The sequence below is a fragment of the Paraburkholderia sp. GW821-FHT02A12 genome, from assembly GCF_059422005.1.
Map to the genome: position 1 here is coordinate 2,791,521 of NZ_JBWKWA010000001.1, position 21,601 is coordinate 2,813,121.

The following is a 21,601-nucleotide window of genomic DNA, read 5'->3' on the forward strand; positions in this document are numbered from 1 at the left end:
CATTTCCATCTGCGTCGAAGTCTCACGAATCAGCGCGCTCGTGAGCTTCCCCTCGTTTGGCGTCTTCGAGAGGCCGAATCAGGTACACCGCCGCCGAGGTCAGGAGCTTCTCGATCTGATGCGCGATCAATCTGACGATAGACGTGATCTCGCCTGGAACCGGGAACATCGGGACGCCGTGGAAGGCCGGGTATCGTGCAAAGCCTGCGATCAAGGCGCCACTGATCGGCACATCGCGGGCGCTGCCGCCTTTACACACATACTTATTCCGCTGCTTGAAATGTTAGGGGCGAGCGAGGTGGCCTGGCATGGGTCATCGTCCTACAGATGCAGTAGTGAAAACCAGACGCCATTCTCCCGACTGGAGGGAGCGTGTCGGGCGCAACGGCAAAGTGTTCCGGCGTGCCGTTGACCGGCAACCCTCATTCAGGACGAGGCGGAGACCATCTCCCCAACAAAGTGTGGGAAGTCCCCCCATTTTTCTCACCAGACATCAAGCCGTAATATTCAAGCTGTAGGGCTTCGGCGAGGCGGCACATCAACGATATGCATGCTATTCACCCGCGTGGCCACCGCCCCTCTGGTTCGCGAGGATTCATGGATGCCGACTTTACGCGATGACACGACATCCTTGAGCCTGAAGGCGATCAGGCAATCCGTTCAGTTTTGAGCCGACCCGTGCTCTTCTGGATGCAAGCTGGCCATTCGTGTCGGATTCCTTACGTTTTGCATGATTGAATTCCTGGAAACGTTGGTCCAGCAGATTTTTGGCCTAAGCGGAAAAGAGTGATTGACACAGGGCGAGGACCAGATCGTGAAAAGAATTGTGGTTTATTCGCACGACGCCTACGGCCTCGGCAACATCCGGCGCATGCTTGAAGTCATATCTCACATGGTGCATGCCTATCCCGATGTCATCGTGTTGCTGATTACGGGTTCACCCTTGATCCATGCGTTCCGGATCCCGCCTCGGGTCGATTATATAAAGCTTCCCTGCCTTGCACGTAACAATACAGGTGAAGTGGAAGTGAAGACTCTCGATCTCTCCTTCGCGGATGTTGTGCATCTGCGAACCGAGGTGATCACGATGGCGCTCCAGGATTTCAACCCTGATCTCATCCTGGTGGACAAAAAACCTTTCGGCATTGCCAACGAACTGGCGCCCGTGCTTACTACACTGCGTAGCGGTCCGCACCGCCCCAAGATGGCGCTCCTGTTACGGGACATTCTGGACGAACCAGCAACGACTATCCTCGAGTGGCAGTCCGGCAGGTACCACGAAGCCATTCGGCAAAACTACGATCGGGTCCTGGTGGCGGGCGATCCGGCAGTTTTTGACGTCGTCAAGGAATACCGATTTCCTCCGCCCACCAAGGACAAGCTGCGATATTGCGGCTATATTGCGCGCCCCTTCCCGACCGTGTCACCCAGGCAAGTGCGAGCGCAGCTTGGGATTGGCGATGCGCCTCTCGTGCTGGTTACCGTCGGCGGTGGCGGCGACGGCGATTCGTTGATGATCTCTTATCTGCAGGGCCTGACGACATATTCAAAGCCCGGCTTCACCACCCTGCTGGTGACCGGTCCTGAGATGTCGTCGGATAACTGTCGCGCGGTGCGCGCCCTCGCCGCCCGCCGAAGAGATGTCATCGTCCATGAATTTTGCGACGACATGATGGGTGCCATGAACTGCGCTGATCTAGTCGTTTCGATGTGTGGCTACAACACCGTATGCGAGCTCTTGACCTTGAGGAAAAGTGCCATCGTCGTGCCGCGCGTGAGACCAGTACGGGAGCAGTGGATCCGCGCCGAGCGCCTTCAGGCGCGCGGCCTGCTGTGCGCATTACATCCAGATGAACTGGCGCCGCAACGCCTCATGGCAACAGTGATGGGCGAAATGTCCCGTGACCTCCCCGACGGGCTTTCGCGGCGAGAGCCCAGGATGAACGGCATACCGCGCATTGGTACGGCCCTGGCGAGGTTGCTCCAAACAGGCTCGCAATAGCTCTCATCGTATGCGTCTGGATGCACCGCCCCGGGAATAGAGATAGAGGTCTGGCTGAGCATGCAACACCCTGCCAACGCAGTGAGCCACAAAGTCGCCCTACTCGCTCAGGACAGGGTTCGTTTTATGCTGCGCTTTTCCAATCGTCACGGTATTGGCCACCTTATGCGGGGGCTGAACGTTTGCCGCGAGCTGGCAGCCATGGGGACTGCCGGACGCATCCTGTTCTATGGGCGCGCGGCGCCTCCGCAGCAACTCTGGGACCGCCGCTTTGAATTCCGCATTGAAGGCGAGACGGAAGGCTACCGCGACTGGCCTCAGGCCATGCGCTCGGCCAATCCAGCCGTCGTCGTGTACGACACGACCCTGCCCGCGGAGGAGGAATGGCCTCGGGAACCAGAGGGAGCGCGGCGGGCCTACATCATGCGCCGGTGGAAGGACGAACGGCAACGGGAACTGTTGGGTCACCGGCTGTTGCGGTGCATTGACGCAGTGATTATTCCCCACACGCAGGAGGAATTTGGCCACGAGCTGCCTGCGTGGCTACGCGAGCGAGCATCCTTCGTCGGTCCCATTGTGCGTCTGCCCGACCCCTTGGCGCAGGAAAAACTGCGTCGCAAGTATGCGTTGACCCCAACCGATTTTGTCCTCACGTCAACCTGCGGCGGCGGTGGTTTCCCCGAGCAGGCCAAGGAATTTTTCGCCACGGTATGGGCAGTCCACGGCTGTATCGCTCCGGAGAAGGTGAACCTGCGCCACATCGTCGTGCGAGGGCCGAATGGTTGCCAAACACCGAGGCCTCCGCCGGGGATGATCCTGGTGGACACCGAGCCTGAGATGGTCAGCCTCCTGGCCATCTCAGACCTTGTCATTGCGGAAGGAGGCTACAACACCGTGAACGAAATCCGGGTCAGCCGTACGCCGGCGCTGTTCATGCCTGGCACCCGGAACATAGATGACCAGGAACAGCGCGTGCGCCAGTTGGAGGCCCGAGGCCTGGCATGGGTCTGTGGGCCCTCAGAGCGCAACGTGGCCACCGCGAAAGCACTTGCCCTGTGCCGTGACCCCGACGCCCTTAGCGCGATGCGCCGGGCTTATGGATCAATTACACCGGAAGTCGGCAACCGACGGGCGGCTGAAATACTGACGGAGTTGGCGCCATGGAACTGAGAGCCTGGCGACGCCGAAGCCCCGCTAGCCGATGCCGGGAAATTCGACCGTTGCTGAACAAGGAGATGCCCCATGCTTTCCCCGGATGAAATGGATCTGGTCCGCCGCGACACCGCCATTCCTGGGTTGGCAGTGGCGCTTGATCCCGACGCACTCCTTGAAGCCCTGCGGCGGGCGGCGCCGGGCGCCGATCCGAGGGCAGCGCGAATCACCAGGTTGCGATATGAACCTCGACGCTACTGCCGGGCCGCCTATCGGATTTACCTGGGTGAAACCGAACTGGACGTAGGTGTGCGTGCTTGTCGACCGGCGGATCTTGCACCGTGGCTAGATCATGGGGAATCGAACGTATCGGGGCTGCTGGCGACGGGGCGCATTGTTCTGGAAGATTGCGCCGTCGTGCTGAATGTTTTTCCAAACGATCCCATGCTGCCGCAGCTTCAGCAGCTGACCGACCCGGTTGAACGGCAACACTTGCTCCGCAAGCTGTTGCCCGATCAGCCCGACCGCTGGCAGGGCGAACTCCGCTGCCTGCATTACAAGCCCGAACGGCGCTATGTGGCTGAGTTGCTTTCAGCAAACGGGGCTCGGGCGATCCTGAAATGCTATCCGAAAACGCTCTACGCTCGCTGCAAGCACAATGCGAAAGCATTCCAGTCCGACGGACTGCTTCGGATTGCCCGACCACTGGCTTGCTTCGATAGTCGCCATTTGATTGCCTACGAGTGGCTGCCAGGCCGGCTGTTGACAGATCTCTATCTAGCGCCCGACCTCGACTTCGCGGCGGTACGAGCCACCGGCGCGGCCTTGGCAACACTCCATGCGCAAAGGCCCGACGGACTCGATCGCTGGACCCATAAAGCGGAGGCACAGGCCCTGGTTTCGGTGTCTTCGACGCTTGGTTTCATTTGCCCGCGCTTCGCCCACTATGCGGGCGAACTGGCAGAGCGGCTCGCGACACAGTTGAATGGCACCGGAGTGAGCTGCCCCGTCCACGGCGATTTTTCCGCCAACCAGGTCCTGGTTCACGACCGGAAGACAGTGGCTATCATCGATCTGGATTCCGCACGCTACGGCGACCCGGCTGACGACCTGGGCAACATCATTGCGCAAGCCGAACGTGCAGGCCTCCGTGGCGATTTGTCGCCAAGCCGGGTTGAGCAGTTAAAAGATGCGCTGCTCGACGGTTACGCCACGTCCACGCAGCGTCCGCTGCCAGAGCAGATCGGGCTGTGGACGGCGGTGCAGCTATTCCGACGGACGCGCTTTCCATTCCGCACTCGCGAACCCGATTGGCCACAACGCACTGAGTCGCTGTTGGAACGGGTCGAGGCAATCCTGGACGCGTCGTCGTCTGCCCACGGTAAGCGCCAGGCGGGTTCCCGAATATCGAGGTGACATTCGCGAGACGGGTACGGGGGAAACGGGACATCGACGGGCGGCTGAAATACTGGCGGAGTTGGCACCATGGAACTGAGAGCCTTGGCGTTGGGCGAACAGGCACTGCAACGTGCGTGGCCCATGCGACCCGACTGGCGTTGGGACTTCAGGATCCTGCAGTGGCGGGAAGAGGAACGCCTGACCGCCGCCTGCACCCTGTGCCAACCCCAAACGCAACGATCGCGGCAACGGGTCATCGCCAAGTGGTATGGAGACGCCATGGGGAGTGCGACCTTTGCGTTGATGCAGTCCCTGGAGGTGCAACTGGAAGCCCAGAAAGAGTGCCTGTTGGCTGCGCCACGCCCACTGTTCTATGACCCGGCGTCGCAAATGCTTGTACAGGAGGCGGTGCCAGGTATGCCCTATCAGGACCTCCTGAAGCGCTCACGCTATCGTCACTATCTTCGAGAGGCTGGCAGGGCTCTCGCGCTTCTGCATCGCCTGCCTGGGGTAGCAGCAGCGCGGGGCAAGCACCTGGACGATCATATGAAAGAGCTGATGCGGCCCCATCCGCTCGTCCTGGCAGCAGCAGTGCCCGAACTGCGAGTACGTGTCGAAGCCTTGGCGGCGGCGATGCTTCGCATCGAGGCTAGCTGGGACACCAAGCAGGCGTCAGCCTGGCTGCACCGGGACTTTCATATCGGCCAACTGTTCTACGGTCAGAGGCGGGTATGGGTTATCGATTGGGATCTTGCGGCCTGCGGCGATCCGGCACTGGATGTAGGGAATTTCCTGCACAACCTGGACAAGCATCTGGCTGGGCTTGCACAGGCGGGCCGCGCCGCTTTTGTCAAAGGCTACCTGGAGAGTGGCGAGGCAGCAGTGGTACGGCGGTCTTCTCTGTATGAAGGGTTCACCTGTCTGCGGCGGGCATGCAAGGCCTTCCGCAACCAGGATCCGGGCTGGCGGTCGGACGCCTCACGGTTGGTCTGCGCGGGCGAAACGTGCATTTCGCGCCTGTAGGGATGGGCTAAACCATGTTCGAACGATTCTCCCCCTTCCACCAGATCGTCCTCAGCCACCTGCGGGCTGCCCGGGGCCAGCTGGCCCTGGGCCTGTTGTGTCTCGTTGGATCGAGCGCCTTGGCACTGCTGGAGCCTTGGCCATTCAAGATCGTCGTGGACTATCTGCTTCTGGCCAAGCCACTGCCGCATCGATTCGCCTTTTTGTCCGGCCTGCTTAGTGGAGATGCGCTGACTGCCCTGGCGGTGTTAGGGGCAGTGCTGGTGCTCGTCGTCATGGGTACGGGTTCCTTCGCCTATGGCCAGCAATTCATCACCTTCCGCATCGGTTATCAGCTCATCTACAAGCTGCGTGGCGAACTGTTTGACCATTTGCAGCGCCTGCCGTTGTCTTTTCACCATAAGACACGCGCGGGCGAACTCATGAACAAGCTGACCCAGGACACCACTGCGCTGCGGGACATGTACACCGAATATCTGCTGACGCTGGTGAGCAACGTCTTGACGGTAGTCGGCATGATGGCGGTGATGATGCTGATCGACTGGCGTCTGGCGCTTGTCGTACAGGCGACTTTCCCGCTGCTATCGGGGGCCCTCTTTTACGTTTTGCGCCGGGTCAAGGTCGCGGTCCGCAAGCAACGCTCGCGCGAGGGGAATTTAGCGTCCAGGCTTGGGGAAATGCTCGGGGCGGTGTCCCTGGTCCAGGCGTTCGGTCGCGAGAGTCATGAGCGGGCGCGTTTCGACGAGGAGAGCGCCCAATTCACCGAGGAAGGCATCCGCGCCATGCGCATGGAAAGGGCTGGCGCCCGCCTGGTCAACGTGATCACTGCCGTCGGCAGCGCCGCGGTGCTCATCTTCGGCGGATTGCGGGCGCTCCACGGCCACATGACTCCCGGCGACTTGCTGGTGTTCCTGACTTATGTCCAGCACATGTACAAGCCGGTGCGGACCATGGCCCGGCTGTCGGCGCGTGTGGCAAAGGCCTCGGCGAGCGTTGAGCGCATCAACGAAGTCCTGGAAACCGTGCCCGACGTTCAGGATGCCGCTGACGCCATCGAAGCCCGCGGGCTGCAGGGCGACATTCGCTTCGAAGCGGTGAGCTTCGTCTATGAGCCAGGCGAACCCGTTCTGGACAAAGTCTCGTTCCACATCCCGGCAGGCCGGCGAGTGGCCCTGGTAGGAGCCTCAGGGGCGGGCAAGTCCACCATCGCCAATCTGCTTATTCGCCTCTACGACGTAATCGAAGGCCGCATCCTCATCGACGGCGTTGACGTGCGCAGCTACCGGCACGAGTCCCTGCGCCGCGCGGTCGGCGTGGTATTTCAAAGCAGCCTGCTGTTTGGCGCCACCATCCGGGAAAACATCGCTTACGGCAAGGCCGACGCCACGGATCAGGAGATCGAAGAGGCAGCGCGTCAGGCGAACGCCCATCATTTCATCACTGTCTTGCCTAACGGCTACGACGAAGTGCTGGGCGAAGGGGGCGCAACCCTGTCAGGCGGTCAGCGTCAGCGCCTTTGCCTTGCCCGTGCCCTGGTGAGGCAACCCGCCATCCTGGTGCTTGACGAGCCAACCTCGGCCGTGGACGCCGAGTCGGAGGCCATGATCCGAGACGCCTTGGTGCGCGGCCAGGCCGGCAAGACCCTCATCCTGGTGGCTCATCAGCTCTGTACGGTGCGGGATGTCGATCTGATCCTGGTACTCCAGGGCGGACACATCGTCGAACAGGGCACGCACGAAGAGCTGGTGAACCTGGGCGGGCATTACTGCGAACTGTTTCAGATTTCTGGTTCGCTGCAGTCAATGCCTCAACCACGGGGGATATAGCTATGCGATTCAAGCCGGTGAAGGGAACGACAGAGCAGCGCGCTGCCATGCGCCAACGTTTCGAAGCGTTGATGGAGCCGGAGGTCGCGCTCGCCGTGATTCGCCGTCACGTTCGTTCCGATGCGATCAGGGTCCAGTGTTCCCCGGCGCGATATCCGAGCAACCGTTTCGTGGTGCGGGTGGATGCCGAGACGGCCGATGGGACCCGAGCAGTCTACGCGCTGAAGGGCTACGCAGATGGCCGTGGCGAACAAATCGGTGAGCTTTACCGGGCGCTCTTCCGCCACTGCGAACAACTGGGTGAGCCATGTCCGGTGATCAAGCCTCATGGCTACATCCGTGACGAAGGGCTGTTGATCACACCCTGGGTGCACGGGATATCGCTGGCCGAAGCCCTTCGCGCCGGACGCGCCGACATCATCGGAGATGCGCCCCGAGCTCTGGCACAACTGCACGCGATCCAGATCGTGCCGGAAGCGCCGACTACTGCTCAGGCATTCGTGCAATTCACGGTGGAGCGCTGGGAGCTGCGTTACCAGCAGTGTCCAGAAGCGCGCGAGTTGATCATGCCTCTTACCGACCTGCTGCAGGCGGCACTGCCGCACCTTTCCCCTTCCGCCCCGACGCTCGTGCATGGCGATGCCGGGCCGGGTAATTTTCTCCTGGACGGCGAGCGCTGGCTGCTGCTCGATCTGGATACCTACGGCTATGCCGATCCCGCATATGACGCTGGATATTTACTGGCAAGGCTGGAATACGAGTGTCTGAACCTTCCTGCGTTCGAGGCCCGAACGCCGGAGCTAATGACGACGATGCAACGTGCCTGCCTGAATGCGATGCCGGAACTGGGCAGCCGCCACATCGCCTTCTTCTACGCTATGACGCTGATTCGCAAGGTGCTTACCCGCCTCTTCAAGGTACCTCCCGTCGAACGGAGCACCCGATGGCCCGGTGTCGTGGCTCATGTCGCCGCAAGTGCGAACACAGCATTGAATGCAGTGCATGGCGGGAAATGGTGAACCCTTGAGGTTCAGCAGGGCGTTGTTGCATAAGTCGATTTTGAAGACAAACTGGATCCAGTTAAGGAGTGCAAAGACATGATCAGCATCATCGGGACTGGATATGTTGGATTGGTGACCGGCGCATGTTTTGCGGAGATGGGGAATAACGTGATTTGCGTCGATGTCGATGTCAAAAAAATCGACGAGTTGAAGCAAGGACACTTGCCGTTTTATGAGCCTGGACTGGACGCGATCGTGCTAAACAACAAAAAGGCGGGGAGGCTTCGTTTCACCGCCGATCTCGCGGACGCAGAGGACGCCAGTCTGGCTTTCATTGCGGTGGGAACGCCCCCGAACCAGGACGGTTCAGCCAATTTGCAGCATGTCATGGCATCGGCGCGCGCAATAGGGGAAATCATCACCGGCTACTGCGTGGTCGTCGTTAAATCGACCGTTCCCGTTGGTACCGCGGATAAGGTCAGGCAGTTCATCCAGCAGGAGCTCCACCGGCGCGGGGCCGAAATCGAATTTGACGTGGTGAGCAATCCGGAATTCCTGAAAGAAGGCGATGCGGTCCACGATTTCATGCGGCCGGATCGCGTCGTGGTGGGCTCCGACAGCGAACGAGCGACCAATATCATGAGGAACCTCTACGCGCCCTTCATGCGCAAGCATGAGCGCCTGGTGGTGGTCGGGCCGCGCGACGCGGAAATGGTCAAGTACGTCTCAAATGCCATGCTGGCGACGAAAATCTCCTTCATGAATGAAGTCGCCAACCTGTGCGAGCGCACGGGGGTCGATGTCGACAACGTGCGCAGGTGTGTCGGTTCCGACAGCCGAATCGGTCCTTCCTTCATTTACCCCGGTTGCGGGTACGGTGGGTCATGTTTTCCAAAGGACGTCAAGGCACTCACAAAAATCGCGGCAGAGGTCGGATTCGTTCCGACCATCCTCAATGCCGTCGAAGCCGTGAATGAAGGCCAGAAACAAAAGCTATTCGAAAAGATCGTCACGAGATTCGGCGCCAGGCTCGAGGGGCTGACCTTCAGCCTTTGGGGGCTGGCCTTCAAACCGGAAACGGACGACATGCGGGAGGCGCCTTCGCTCGTGCTGCTACACAGCTTGATCGGGGCGGGAGCGAAAGTTCAGGCCTACGACCCGGTGGCGATGGCGGTGGCAAAACAGATGCTGCCTGCCGCGTGGTTCACGGACAGCGCGCTGCAACTCGCTGATCATCAGTACGCTGCGCTCAGTGGTGTGGATGCCATGATCCTCGTGACGGAGTGGGTGCAGTTTCGCCAACCGGATTTCAACGCCATGAAGAAAACGATGAAGCGGAATGTCATTTTCGACGGGCGCAACCAGTATGACCCCATGCGCCTGAAAGCTGAAGGGTTCGAATACTACGGGATCGGCCGTTGACTCTATGGTTTGACCAGGCGAATAGCAACACGGTTAGAGATGGACCAGGCCCGCGGGAGCGCAATGATGAGCAACCAACTGTTTGCAGCAGCCCTTAGCATTTCTAAATGCATGGCACGTTGCGAGCGTATTTTTACGCTACGAATGAAGACTCCGACGATCGGCATCGACTTTGCCGTTGGCAGCGGGTTGACCGGCCGGGCGGCACACGCAGAGCAAGGAGCGATTCTCCATGAATAAATCGCGAACCCGTCTGGCGCCGCTGGGACGACGCGCAATTTTGCTCTCGGCGCTCTGCCTGCTTGGAGCAGGCGCTTACCTGTATTTCCCAGGATCCCCTGTGGCCAAACAAGGCCCCGGCACGAAGGGCCACCCAGGCGGTCGTGCGCTGCCGGTAGTGGCAGCGACGGTGCGGGCCGGGGACATCAACGTCTACGTGAGTGGCCTGGGCGCCGTGACGCCCCTCAACACCGTCACGGTCAAGACGCGGGTGGATGGTCAGCTCATGAGGGTGCTGTTCCGCGAAGGGCAGATCGTCAAGACAGGCGAACTCCTGGCGGAGATCGACCCGCGCCCCTTCCAGGTCCAGCTCACCCAGACGGAAGGGCAATTCGCGCGCGACCGGGCGCTGCTCCAGAACGCGCGCGTGGACCTCGATCGCTACCGCACCCTTTATGCCCAGGATTCGCTCTCCCAGCAGCAGCTTGCCACCCAGCAGACGCTAGTGCGGCAATACGAGGGCGTCGTCAAGATGGATCAGGGCCAGATTGACAACGTCCGGCTGCAGCTCGTCTACGCCCGCGTCACCGCGCCACTATCCGGGCGGGTGGGCCTGCGCCAGGTGGACCCTGGCAACATCGTCCATGCCTCTGATACCAATGGTCTGGTGGTGATCACCGAGCTCCAGCCCGTCACCGTGGTGTTCACCCTGCCCGAGGACAACCTGCCGCCGGTACTCGCCCGCCTGCGCAAGGACGAGACCCTGACGGTGGAGGCCTACGACCGTCAGGGGAGCACCAGGCTCGCCGTCGGCAACCTGTTGACCGTGGACAACCAGATCGACCCGAGCACCGGCACGGTCAAGCTCAAGGCCCAGTTTAGCAATGAGGATGGCGCCCTCTTTCCCAACCAGTTCGTCAACGCCCGGATGCGGGTGGAGACGCGCCACAGCGCCATCCTTGCGCCAACGGCGGCCATCCAGCGAGGCGCACATGGCACCTTCGTCTACGTGGTGAAGGCGGACAGGACCGTCACCGTGCGCCCGATAAAGCTCGGCCCTACCGAGGACGACACCGCCGCTATCGAAAAGGGCCTCGCTCCCGGCGAGCTGGTGGTGGTGGATGGTGCCGACAAGCTGCGGGAAGGGGCGACGGTGGAGCTCCCGACCCAGGGCGCCGGCCAGAAGGAGGTCCCCCACCGGTCGGGAAAGGGCTCGGGAAAGGGCTCGAAACACCGGCGAGACAGTGAAGGGGCGAGTGCTGTCCAGTAAGGCGTCCCGTCCGGCGCTCCCGATGCTTTCCGACGGTATGGCAACCATCGGCGCCCATTTGTGACATGAACTGGAACTAGCATGAACCCTTCGCGCCTCTTCATCCTTCGCCCCGTCGCCACCTCGCTGCTGATGGTGGCGATCCTGCTTGCCGGCGTCGTTGCCTACCGGATGCTTCCGCTGTCGGCGCTGCCCCAGGTAGACTACCCGACGATCCAGGTGGTTACTCTTTATCCCGGCGCGAGCCCGGACGTGATGACTACCTCGGTCACCGCGCCCCTGGAGCGCCAATTCGGGCAGATGCCCGGACTCAACCAGATGTCGTCCAGCAGCTCGGGCGGAGCCTCGGTCATCACCCTCCAGTTCAGCCTGGAACTTGCACTGGACGTGGCCGAGCAGGAAGCGCAGGCGGCCATCAACGCGGCCGGGACTTTCCTCCCGACCGACCTTCCCGCCCCTCCGATCTACAGCAAGGTGAATCCCGCCGACGCGCCGATCCTCAGCCTGGCGCTCACCTCGAAGACCCTGCCCCTGTTCAAGGTGGAAGACCTGGCAGACACCAGGCTGGCACCCAGGATTTCCCAGCTCCTCGGCGTGGGCCTCGTCACCCTCAGCGGCGGCCAGCGGCCCTCGGTGCGCGTCCGCGCCAACCCCAAGGCCCTGGCCGCCTACGGGATGAGCCTGGACGATCTGCGCAACGCCATTGGCAACGCCAACGTCAACCAGGCCAAGGGCAGCTTCGACGGCCCGCAGCGCGCCTCAACCATCGATGCCAACGACCAGCTACGCTCCGGCGCGGAGTACGCGCATCTGGTAATCGCCTACCGCAAGGGCGCGCCCATTCTCCTGTCCGACGTAGCCGAAGTGGCGGATGACGCCGAGAACACGCGGCTGGCCGCCTGGCGCAACGAAGTGCCCGCCGTGATCCTGAACATCCAGCGCCAGCCGGGCGCCAACGTGATCGAGGTGGTGGACCGCATCAAGCGCCTGCTGCCCGAGCTCCAGGGGGCGCTTCCCGCGGCCGTGGACATGACCGTGCTCAGCGACCGGACCGTCACCATCCGCGCCTCGGTGAAGAACGTCCAGTTCGAGCTGCTGCTGGCCGTCGCCCAGGTGGTCATGGTGATCTTCCTTTTCCTCAGAAACCTCAGGACCACCTTCATCCCCAGCGTCGCCGTGCCGGTGTCCCTGGTGGGCACCTTCGGTGTCATGTATCTCGCCGGCTTCAGCATCAACAACCTCACCCTGATGGCGCTCACCATCGCCACCGGCTTCGTGGTGGACGACGCCATCGTGATGATCGAAAACATCACACGCTACATCGAGCAGGGCGAGCCGCCCCTCAAGGCAGCGCTAAAGGGCTCGAGGCAGATCGGCTTCACCATCATCTCCCTCACCTTCTCCCTGGTAGCGGTGCTGATCCCGCTGCTGTTCATGGGCGAAGTGGTGGGACGGCTGTTCCGGGAGTTTGCCATCACCCTGGCGGTCTCCATCCTGATCTCGGCAGTGGTGTCCCTCACGCTCACTCCCATGCTCTGCGCCAACCTCCTGCGCCACCGGCCGGAGGCCGAACAGGGACGGGTCTACCGTGTCACCGGGCAGTGGTTCGATGTCCTGATCGCGCGCTACGGCCGGGCCCTCACCTGGGTCCTGGACCGCCAGGGGACCACTCTGCTGGTGGCGGCGGCCACCCTCGTGTTCACCGTCCTGCTCTACATCTACATCCCCAAGGGCTTCTTCCCGGTGCAGGACACCGGCGTGATCCAGGGCATCTCCGAGGCCTCCCAGTCCGTGTCCTTTTCAGCCATGGCCGAGCGCCAGCAGGCCGTGGCCGGGGTCATCCTCCAGGATCCGGCGGTCGAACGCCTGTCGTCTTTCATCGGCGTGGACGGCACCAACCCCACCCTCAACAGCGGCCGGCTGCTCATCGACCTCAAACCCCGGGAAGAACGGGACGGCGCCCTGGAAGTGATCCGCCGCCTCCAGCTGAAGCTCGCCCACGTAGGGGGGATCACCCTCTACATGCAGCCCCTGCAGGACCTCACTATCGAGAGCCGGGTGAGCCGGACCCAGTACCAGTTCTCCATACAGGACACTGATCCCGGGGAGCTGGCCGAGTGGGTACCGCGGCTGGTAGAGCGCCTGTCTCGCCTGCCCCAGCTCGCCGATGTCACCAGCGACCTGCAGGACAAGGGACTTCAGGCCTTCGTGTCCATCGACCGGGACACCGCGGGCCGCCTGGGCATCACCCCGGCGGCCATCGACAACGCCCTCTATGACGCGTTCGGCCAGCGGCTGGTGTCCAGCATCTTCACCCAGGCGAACCAGTACCGGGTCGTGCTGGAGGTGGGGCCCGAGTTCCAGAAGGGACTCGGCGCCCTGAACGGCATCTACCTTACCTCGGCCAGCGGCACCCAGGTACCCCTTGGCGCAGTCGCCCACGTCACCGAGCGGTACGCTCCCCTGTCGGTCAACCACCTGAGCCAGTTCCCCGCCGCCACCCTCTCCTTCAATCTCGCACCCGGGGCCTCACTGGGCGATGCGGTCCAGGCCATCGAGACGGCCCAGAAGGAGATGAACGTGCCGCCAAGCGTGCAGACCAGCTTCCAGGGCGCAGCGCTGGCGTTCCGCGGGGCGCTCGCAAACGAAACGTTCCTCCTCCTGGCGGCCGTGGTCACCGTGTACATCGTGCTTGGGGTTCTCTATGAGAGCTACATCCATCCCATCACGATCCTCTCCACCCTGCCTTCGGCCGGGGTCGGGGCACTGCTCGCCCTGATGGTTTCGAAGAACGATCTCGGCATCGTCGCCATCATCGGCATCATCCTGCTGATCGGCATCGTGAAGAAGAACGCCATCATGATGATCGACTTCGCGCTGGACGCCGAGCGCAACGCGGGCAAGTCGCCTCGGGAGGCTATCTACGAGGCCTGTCTGCTGCGTTTCCGGCCCATCCTCATGACCACGATGTCGGCGTTGCTCTCAGCTCTGCCCCTGATGCTGGGAACCGGCATGGGCGCGGAGTTGCGTCAGCCCCTGGGCATCACCATGGTGGGCGGACTGCTCGTGAGCCAGGTGCTCACCCTGTTCACCACACCGGTGATCTACCTGGCATTGGGCCGCCTGGCGCGACAGTACGCGGCAGTGCGGGGCGTGCAGGACATGGGGGAGGAAGCATGAGCCTCTCCACCGTCTTCATCCGCCGCCCCGTCGCCACCACCCTGCTCACCCTGGGGCTGGCGCTGGCCGGCTTGTCTGCCTTTCCGCTGCTGCCCATCTCACCCCTGCCCCAGGTGGATTTTCCGACCATCTCGGTACAGGCCAACCTGCCCGGGGCCAGCCCCGAAACCATGGCAACCACGGTGGCGACACCGATGGAGCGCCAGCTCGGGCGCATCGCCGGGGTAACGGAGATGACCTCGTCGAGTGCTCTGGGGAAGACTCGCGTTACCCTCCAGTTCGACCTGGACCGGGACATCGACGGCGCGGCGCGAGACGTGCAGGCAGCCATCAACGCGGCCCGCGCGCAGCTACCCTCGATGCCGCACAACCCCACCTATCGCAAGGTCAACCCGGCCGACGCGCCGATCATGATCCTGGCGCTCACCTCGAACACCATGGAGCGCGGCCAGTTGTACGACGCGGCCTCCACCATCCTGGCGCAGAAGCTGTCGCAACTGACAGGCGTCGGTGAGGTTGACGTCGGAGGCAGCTCGTTGCCGGCTGTGCGGGCGGAACTGAACCCCACGGCGCTGAGCAAATATGGCATCGGACTGGAGGACGTGCGCATGGCGCTCGGGGCGGCCAACGCCAACCGGCCCAAGGGCTTCGTCGAGGAAGGCGAGCGGCAATGGCAGATCGGCGCCTCCGACCAGGCGAAAAAAGCGGCCGAGTATCTCCCCTTGGTGGTGGCCTTCCGCAATGGCGCGGCGGTGCGCCTGTCCGACGTGGCCGAGGTGGCCGACTCGGTGGAGGACCTGCGCAACGCAGGTCTTGCCAACGCCAAGCCCGCGGTGCTGTTGATCCTGTACCGGCAGCCCGGTTCCAACATCATCGAGACCGTGGACCGGGTGAACGCCCTGCTGCCCGTGCTGCGTGCCTCGATCCCCAGCGCGATCGACCTGGACGTCATGATGGACCGCACCCCCACCATTCGCGCCTCGCTCCGCGACGTGGAGCTCGCCCTGATGATCTCGGTGTCGCTGGTGATCCTGGTGGTGTTCCTTTTCCTGCGCAACGTGCGGGCAACCCTGATCCCGGCGGTGGCAGTGCCGGTGTCCCTGATCGGCACGTTCGGCGCCATGTACCTCGCCGGCTACAGCCTGGACAACGTGTCTCTGATGGCCCTCGTCATCGCCACCGGCTTCGTGGTGGACGACGCCATCGTGGTGCTCGAGAACATCTCGCGCCACATCGAGGCGGGGATGCCCACCTTCCGGGCCGCCGTGCGCGGGGCGCGGGAAGTCGGCTTCACCGTTCTCTCCATGAGCCTGTCCCTGATCGCGGTGTTCATCCCGATCCTGATGATGGGCGGCATCATCGGCCGCCTGTTTCGCGAGTTCGCCGTCTGCCTGTCCGTAGCGGTGTTGATCTCCCTGCTGCTGTCTCTCACCACGACCCCCATGATGTGCGCCAGGATGCTTGGCAGTCGCAAGCAACCGCAACCCGGGCGTCTGATGCGCGGCGCTGAACATGCCTTCTCCTGGCTGCTGGCGCACTACAGGACCAGCCTGGCCTGGGCCTTGCGCCATCCCCGCCTGATGATGACGCTGCTCGCCGCCACTGTGGGCCTGAACGTCTACCTCTACACGGTCGTGCCCAAAGGTTTCTTCCCTCAGCAGGATACCGGCCGGCTGGTGGGCCATGTCGTGGCGGACCAAGGCATCTCCTTCCAGGCGATGCGACAAAAGCTCGCCGACTTCATGGCGATCGTGCGCAGCGACCCGGCAGTCGAAAACGTGGAAGGTTTCACCGGCGGTGGACAGCGCAACTCGGGCTCCATGTTCGTCACCCTCAAGCCGCTTGCCGAGCGCAAGATGTCCGCCGATGAGGTGATCGCACGACTGCGGCACAAGCTCGCCCGGGAGCCGGGGGCGAGCCTCTACTTCCGCGCTGCGCAGGACATCCGCATGGGCGGCCGGCAAGCCAGCGCCCAGTACCAGTTCACCCTCCAGGCCGACGAGATGGGCGATCTGGTGACCTGGACGCCTCGCATCGAGCACGCCCTGAAAGCGCTGCCCGAGCTTGCCGACGTCAACACCGACCTGCAGAACAAGGGGCTGCAGACCAGCATCGTGATCGACCGGCCCACCGCGGCCCGCGTCGGACTCACCCCGCGCCTGATCGACGCCACGCTGTACGACGCTTTTGGCCAGCGCCAGGTTTCCACCATCTATTCCGAGCTCAATCAATACCATGTGGTGATGGAAGTGGCACCCGAACACTGGCAGCGGCCGAGCGCCCTGGAGCAGGCGCAAATGCAAAGCCCCGCCGGCCAGCAGGTACCCCTTACGGCGGTCGGCCGCTACGAGACGACCTCGACTTCGCTGGCGGTCAACCATCAGGGGCAGTTCGCAGCGAGCACTATTTCCTTCAACTTGCCGCCCGGCGTGTCCTTGGGCGATGCGGTGAAGGCCGTCAACGACACCATGGACCGCATCGGCGTGCCAAGCTCGGTCCACGGTAGCTTCCAGAGCACGGCCCGCGCTTTCCAGGCCTCCCTTGAAAGCCAGCCCTGGCTGATCCTGGCGGCGCTGGTTACCGTCTACGTCGTCCTGGGCGTCCTGTACGAGAGCTACGTCCACCCGCTCACTATCCTGTCCACCCTGCCGTCGGCCGGGGTGGGGGCGCTGCTCGCCCTGCTCGCTTTCAAGAGCGAATTCACCATCATGGCCCTGATCGGCGTGATCCTGCTGATCGGCATCGTCAAGAAGAACGCCATCATGATGGTGGACTTCGCCCTGGACGCGCAGCGCAGCCAGGGGCTGCGCCCCGAGGAGGCGATCTTCCAGGCCTGCCTGCTGCGCTTCCGGCCGATCATGATGACCACCCTGGTCGCCATGCTGGGCGCCCTGCCCCTGGCTCTAGGCGGCGGCGAAGGGGCGGAGCTGCGCCACCCTCTGGGGATATCCGTCGTCGGCGGGCTGATGGTGAGCCAGATGCTCACCCTCTACACCACGCCAGTCGTGTACCTCTATCTCGATCGCTTCCGTCTGTGGTGCCGCGGGATATGGAGCACACGCGGTTCAAGCGTTGCGCGCGAGGGATAAGGAGATTTGACCATGGTTCGCTGGACAAGAATTTTGCTGCTTGCCGTGCTGCCGGTGTTTTCCGCCTGCATGGTCGGCCCCGACTATGTGCGCCCGACAGTGGAAGCACCTGCCGCCTACAAGGAGGCCGCGGGCTGGAAAGTCGCCCAGCCCACGGACCACCTCACCCGCGGCCGATGGTGGGAGATCTTTGGCGATGCGCGGTTGAATGCGCTGGAAGCCCAGGTGGACATCTCCAACCTGAACATCCGCGTCGCGGAGGCCCAGTTCCGCCAGGCCCAGGCCATCGTGCAAGCATCGCGGGCAAGCTACTTCCCCCTCGTGACGGGGGACATCTCGGTGACTCGCAGCCGTTCCCCTGCGACGCCGACCAAGCGCTCCACCACCGTCACCGATCACAGACTCTCCCTCGATGCCTCCTGGGAGGCGGACGTGTGGGGCCGCGTGGGACGACAGGTGGAGGCGAGCCAGGCCAACGCCGAGGCTAGCGCAGCAGACCTGGAATCGGTACGCCTCAGCGCCCAGGCAGCCCTGGCCCAGGACTATTTCCTGCTGGGGACGGCAGACGCCCAAAAGGACTTGCTCGAGCGCACCGTGGCGGCGTACGAGCGCTCGTTCCAGTTCGTGCGCAACCAGTATGCAGCGGGCGTGGCAACGAAGGCAGACGTAGCCCAGGCGGAGACCCAACTCAAGACTGTCCAGGCCGAGGTGATCGACATCGACGTGCAGCGCGCCCAGCTGGAGCACGCTATCGCTTTGCTGGTGGGCAAGGCGCCGGCCGACGTTGCTGTCGAGCGGGCGCCCCTCCTCGCCAACCTGCCGGCGATCCCCTTCGGGGTGCCGTCGGCCCTGCTGGAGCGCCGCCCGGACATCGCCGGAGCGGAGCGGCGGGTGGCCGCAGCCAACGCCCAGATTGGTGCTGCCAAGGCCGCCTACTTTCCCGCCATCACCCTTTTGGGCTCCGCGGGCTACGACAGTATTGCCTTCGCCCGTTGGTTCACGGCCCCCAGCAGCTTCTGGGCTCTCGGTGGTGCCATCGCCCAGGTGATCTTCGACGGCGGCTTGCGGCGCGCCCTGAGCGACCAGGCGGTGGCGGCCCACGACGCCACGGTCGCCAGCTACCGCCAGACTGTCCTCGGCGCCTTCCAGGAGGTGGAGGACAATCTGGCGGCCGTGCGCCTCCTGGAACAGGAGGCGCGGGTCCAGGACGGCGCGGTGAAGGCCGCGCAAGAGTCGGTGGTGCTCACTGCCAATCAGTACAAGGCGGGCACGGTGAGTTACCTTAACGTGGTGATTGTGCAGGCCACGGCGCTGGCCAACGAGCGGTCCGCGGTGGATATCCAGGGGCGGCGCCTGACCGCGAGCGTGCTTCTGATCAAGGCGCTCGGCGGAGGTTGGAGCGAGCCCGGGCAGCAGAGCGAGACTGCCCGGGGCGCATTAGGCCAGAAAGCCATGTAGGCGCTGCCGCTCGCCTGCCTGGAGCCTGACGGGCGCGCAGCAGGCCGTCGCGCCGGCGCCGCGTTTGTGCCGCCCCGGTCCAACGCACAAGCTCGAAGCGGCCATCCTCATGTTCAAGAAGGCCGGTGCAGGATTCGCCCCAGTCACCGGTGTTGAGGCAGCGGAGGCCGCCCAGATCGTGGTCGGCAGCATGATCAATATGCCCGCACACCACGCCCTGTGCACCGTGCCGCCGGGCTTGCGCGAAGAGGCTTTCTTCAAACTGGCTGATGTAGCTGACTGCACGCTTGATCTCGTGCTTCGCCCAGGCGGAGCACGACCAGTGACCCAGACCCAGACTGCGGCGGACCACGTTCAGGGTGGCATTGAGGGCGGACAATCCGTGATACGTAACGTGGCCAAAAGCAGCCAGCCAGGGCATGTGCCGCAACACCGCGTCGAACTCGTCGCCGTGGGTGATCAGGTAACGCTGTCCGCCGGCGGTTTCGTGGACAGCGCGCAAAGCGATCTCGATCCCGCCGAAGCTGAATCCGGCGTACCTCCGTAGCAACCGGTCGTGGTTGCCCGGCACGTAGATGACGCGGGTGCCGTTGCGTGCCTTCGTCAGCAGTTCCGCCACGACGCCGCGATGTCGCTCGGACCAGGGCCGGTCCGACGTCAGACGCCGGGCTTCGATGATATCCCCGACCAGATAGATCGTGCTTGCCTCGTAGTGGCGCAGAAAATCAGTCAGCAGCTCCGCCTGGCAGCCCATCGTGCCGAGATGAAGATTGGAAAGGAACAGCGTTCTGACACGGACCTGTGCGGTCCTCGCCGACGTGGCCGCCGCCTCGCACGGCTGCACGCTGGTGGCATCATCCGTTTGACACGTCGTGCGACGAGCCGCACTGGTTGAGCCCGGCGAGCCGGATTTCTGCTGTGATGGCTCCTCGGCCTCGCAGGCGATCGATGCAGGACCGTCTGGTTCCCCACGCTCAATCGCGAAACCACAAGAATGCAAAAGTGTAAGTATTGCGCGTAGCTCACGCGCGCTGGTCCGCTGGACGGCGGGACGTTCGCCAACCCAAATCATACGGTTCTCCCGAAACGGCCCGTTAGCGCGTGATACCTGATCCCAAAAACGGCACCGACGCATCTGGGCGAATCGGCGATCCACCGGATCGCCTGTCGACAGCCTAGGTGGGCCACACTTAAGTCTTGCTTAACGATCCGGGGTCGCTCACGCCACTCCGGCAGATAAACCCCGATCATTTGCTGTTCAGACCTTAAGCTGTGACCGGCGGTCAGAAAGCGCAATTAGACGGCGGCGGGTACGTGCAATGTCGACCAGATGAGCTGCCCGCTTCAGCCTCGACGAAATCGCGGACCTGCTGAAACTGGAAGATGACGCGCTGCGATGAGGCGAGCAGTTTCGCTGAACACAAGCTCAGAGACATACAGGACAAGCTCACCGATCTCGGGCGCATGGAGGCCGTGCTGACCCAGCTTGTGCGCGCGTGTCATTCGCGCACGGACAACGTGTCATGTCCGCTGATTGCGTCGCTGCAGCGAGGCGAAGAACTACGCGACATCGATGCCTGGTAAGGGCTATCCGGTCTTAGCGTCCGACAAAGTCCGCTCTTGATGGATCCCCGAAACGCGTACGTACAGTTCCGATTCACTTGGTCCGTCACCGACCGGGCTGCATTTTCATCGCATAGCGACGGACATAAAAATATCGCGCGGACATAGGAATAATCCCGCTGCGATGACGTTTTAGTACCGTAGTGAGCAGACGGGCGGAGCGGTCAGTCCTCGAACCGCACTCGGGCCTTGACTTCATTGCCTCTTGCGACGACTACGACTCGTACGGCGACGTGAGCAACGCACGGATGTCAGCTAATGACGCATGTAGATGTCCGCGAAGACAGCATGTCGCTTTTTATTGCTGCGTCCAGACCTGAGCAATGAAGCGCGTGGCGCCGGCGTCTTGCATAGGGCGATCAGCCATGCGCGGATGCTCGGGTGATTTGCGGAGGACAACGTGATGATCTCTGCTCCACGCACCGCAATCTTCCTTGGTATGGTCGCGCTCGGCCTCGTTTGGAGCCCTGGTTACGCCAATTCGACGATAAAAATCACGCTCCTCGACAACGCGATCCAGCTTGATGCTAGTCGCGTCAAGGCGGGCACAATCACTTTCGAGGTAAGTAACGCATCGGACACCAACCTGACACATGAACTGGTCGTGCTAAAAACGGACCTGGCCGCCGGCAGACTGCCAGTTAATAGGGGACACGTGCCAGAGAGCCGGTTCAAAAAAATGGGAGAGGCGGAAGATATGGCCCCCGGCAAGAACAAGCGTTTGACGCTCAAGTTGACACCCGGTCGCTACGTACTGATGTGCAACAAGTCCGGCCATTACTCAATGGGCATGCATACATCGTTGGTCGTCACATCCTGACTGGCCTGGGTCAACCGTTCTTTAATCGGCCACGTTTCGCTTAGCCGCAATGGCGTCTATCCGTGCGCGCCGATCGTGTCCTCGGGCCGAATTGAAAGCGTGCCGAGACCGATGAAGT

15 protein-coding genes and 1 pseudogene are annotated in these 21,601 nt (G+C 62.8%); 14 read left to right on the plus strand and 2 right to left on the minus strand.

Annotated features, from left to right (window positions below; all coding sequences use genetic code 11):
* Positions 1 to 22 precede the first annotated feature (22 nt).
* Positions 23 to 169, minus strand: coding sequence for a hypothetical protein (locus AC07WT_RS12665; protein WP_494947356.1), 147 nt, complete (start codon positions 167 to 169; stop codon positions 23 to 25).
* 645 nt (positions 170 to 814) lie between these two features.
* Between AC07WT_RS12665 and AC07WT_RS12670 the strand changes: the two genes are divergently transcribed.
* The 12 genes from AC07WT_RS12670 to AC07WT_RS12725 all read left to right on the plus strand — a co-directional run bounded on the left by AC07WT_RS12670 (position 815) and on the right by AC07WT_RS12725 (position 19,040).
* A complete protein-coding gene (locus AC07WT_RS12670; protein ID WP_494947357.1) occupies positions 815 to 2,002 on the plus strand; it encodes a glycosyltransferase family protein in 1,188 nt (395 codons plus the stop codon).
* A 126-nt stretch (positions 2,003 to 2,128) separates the two neighbouring features.
* Positions 2,129 to 3,172, plus strand: coding sequence for a glycosyltransferase (locus AC07WT_RS12675; protein ID WP_494947358.1), 1,044 nt, complete (start codon positions 2,129 to 2,131; stop codon positions 3,170 to 3,172).
* A 72-nt stretch (positions 3,173 to 3,244) separates the two neighbouring features.
* Positions 3,245 to 4,570, plus strand: a complete 1,326-nt coding sequence (locus tag AC07WT_RS12680; RefSeq protein WP_494947359.1) for a phosphotransferase family protein — start codon at positions 3,245 to 3,247, stop codon at positions 4,568 to 4,570.
* Positions 4,571 to 4,639: 69 nt separating this feature from the next.
* Positions 4,640 to 5,575 (plus strand): phosphotransferase family protein, encoded by a 936-nt coding sequence (locus AC07WT_RS12685; protein ID WP_494947360.1) that lies wholly within the window; start codon positions 4,640 to 4,642, stop codon positions 5,573 to 5,575.
* A 14-nt stretch (positions 5,576 to 5,589) separates the two neighbouring features.
* A complete protein-coding gene (locus AC07WT_RS12690; RefSeq protein ID WP_494947361.1) occupies positions 5,590 to 7,401 on the plus strand; it encodes an ABC transporter ATP-binding protein in 1,812 nt (603 codons plus the stop codon).
* 2 nt (positions 7,402 to 7,403) lie between these two features.
* Positions 7,404 to 8,420, plus strand: coding sequence for a phosphotransferase family protein (locus AC07WT_RS12695; protein WP_494947362.1), 1,017 nt, complete (start codon positions 7,404 to 7,406; stop codon positions 8,418 to 8,420).
* Positions 8,421 to 8,498: 78 nt separating this feature from the next.
* Positions 8,499 to 9,824 (plus strand): UDP-glucose dehydrogenase family protein, encoded by a 1,326-nt coding sequence (locus AC07WT_RS12700; RefSeq protein WP_494947363.1) that lies wholly within the window; start codon positions 8,499 to 8,501, stop codon positions 9,822 to 9,824.
* 66 nt (positions 9,825 to 9,890) lie between these two features.
* Positions 9,891 to 10,064 (plus strand): hypothetical protein, encoded by a 174-nt coding sequence (locus tag AC07WT_RS12705; RefSeq protein WP_494947364.1) that lies wholly within the window; start codon positions 9,891 to 9,893, stop codon positions 10,062 to 10,064.
* A complete protein-coding gene (locus tag AC07WT_RS12710; protein WP_494947365.1) occupies positions 10,057 to 11,313 on the plus strand; it encodes an MdtA/MuxA family multidrug efflux RND transporter periplasmic adaptor subunit in 1,257 nt (418 codons plus the stop codon). The genes AC07WT_RS12705 and AC07WT_RS12710 overlap by 8 nt, the downstream gene beginning before the upstream one ends.
* Before the next feature lie 81 nt (positions 11,314 to 11,394).
* Positions 11,395 to 14,493 carry an MdtB/MuxB family multidrug efflux RND transporter permease subunit gene (locus AC07WT_RS12715; protein WP_494947366.1) on the plus strand — a complete coding sequence of 1,033 codons (3,099 nt, stop codon included), beginning with the start codon at positions 11,395 to 11,397 and terminating at the stop codon, positions 14,491 to 14,493.
* Positions 14,490 to 17,582, plus strand: coding sequence for a multidrug efflux RND transporter permease subunit (locus AC07WT_RS12720; protein ID WP_494947367.1), 3,093 nt, complete (start codon positions 14,490 to 14,492; stop codon positions 17,580 to 17,582). Before AC07WT_RS12715 ends, AC07WT_RS12720 begins: the two co-directional genes overlap by 4 nt.
* A gap of 12 nt (positions 17,583 to 17,594) precedes the next feature.
* A complete protein-coding gene (locus tag AC07WT_RS12725) occupies positions 17,595 to 19,040 on the plus strand; it encodes an efflux transporter outer membrane subunit (RefSeq protein ID WP_494947368.1) in 1,446 nt (481 codons plus the stop codon).
* On the opposite strand, the gene AC07WT_RS12730 is transcribed toward AC07WT_RS12725, so the two are convergent.
* A complete protein-coding gene (locus AC07WT_RS12730) occupies positions 18,958 to 20,112 on the minus strand; it encodes a UDP-2,3-diacylglucosamine diphosphatase (RefSeq protein WP_494947369.1) in 1,155 nt (384 codons plus the stop codon). The two genes, AC07WT_RS12725 and AC07WT_RS12730, sit on opposite strands and share 83 nt — an antisense overlap.
* Positions 20,113 to 20,383: 271 nt before the next feature.
* On the opposite strand from AC07WT_RS12730, the pseudogene AC07WT_RS12735 reads away from it, so the two are divergent.
* Together AC07WT_RS12735 and AC07WT_RS12740 are read left to right on the plus strand one after the other, a co-directional pair.
* A pseudogene (locus AC07WT_RS12735) lies at positions 20,384 to 20,624 on the plus strand (MerR family DNA-binding protein); the annotation flags it as partial.
* A 442-nt stretch (positions 20,625 to 21,066) separates the two neighbouring features.
* The gene (locus AC07WT_RS12740) at positions 21,067 to 21,483 is read left to right on the plus strand and encodes a cupredoxin domain-containing protein (RefSeq protein WP_494948428.1); all 417 of its coding nucleotides are present in this window, start codon (positions 21,067 to 21,069) and stop codon (positions 21,481 to 21,483) included.
* The last annotated feature ends 118 nt before the right edge of the window (positions 21,484 to 21,601 follow it).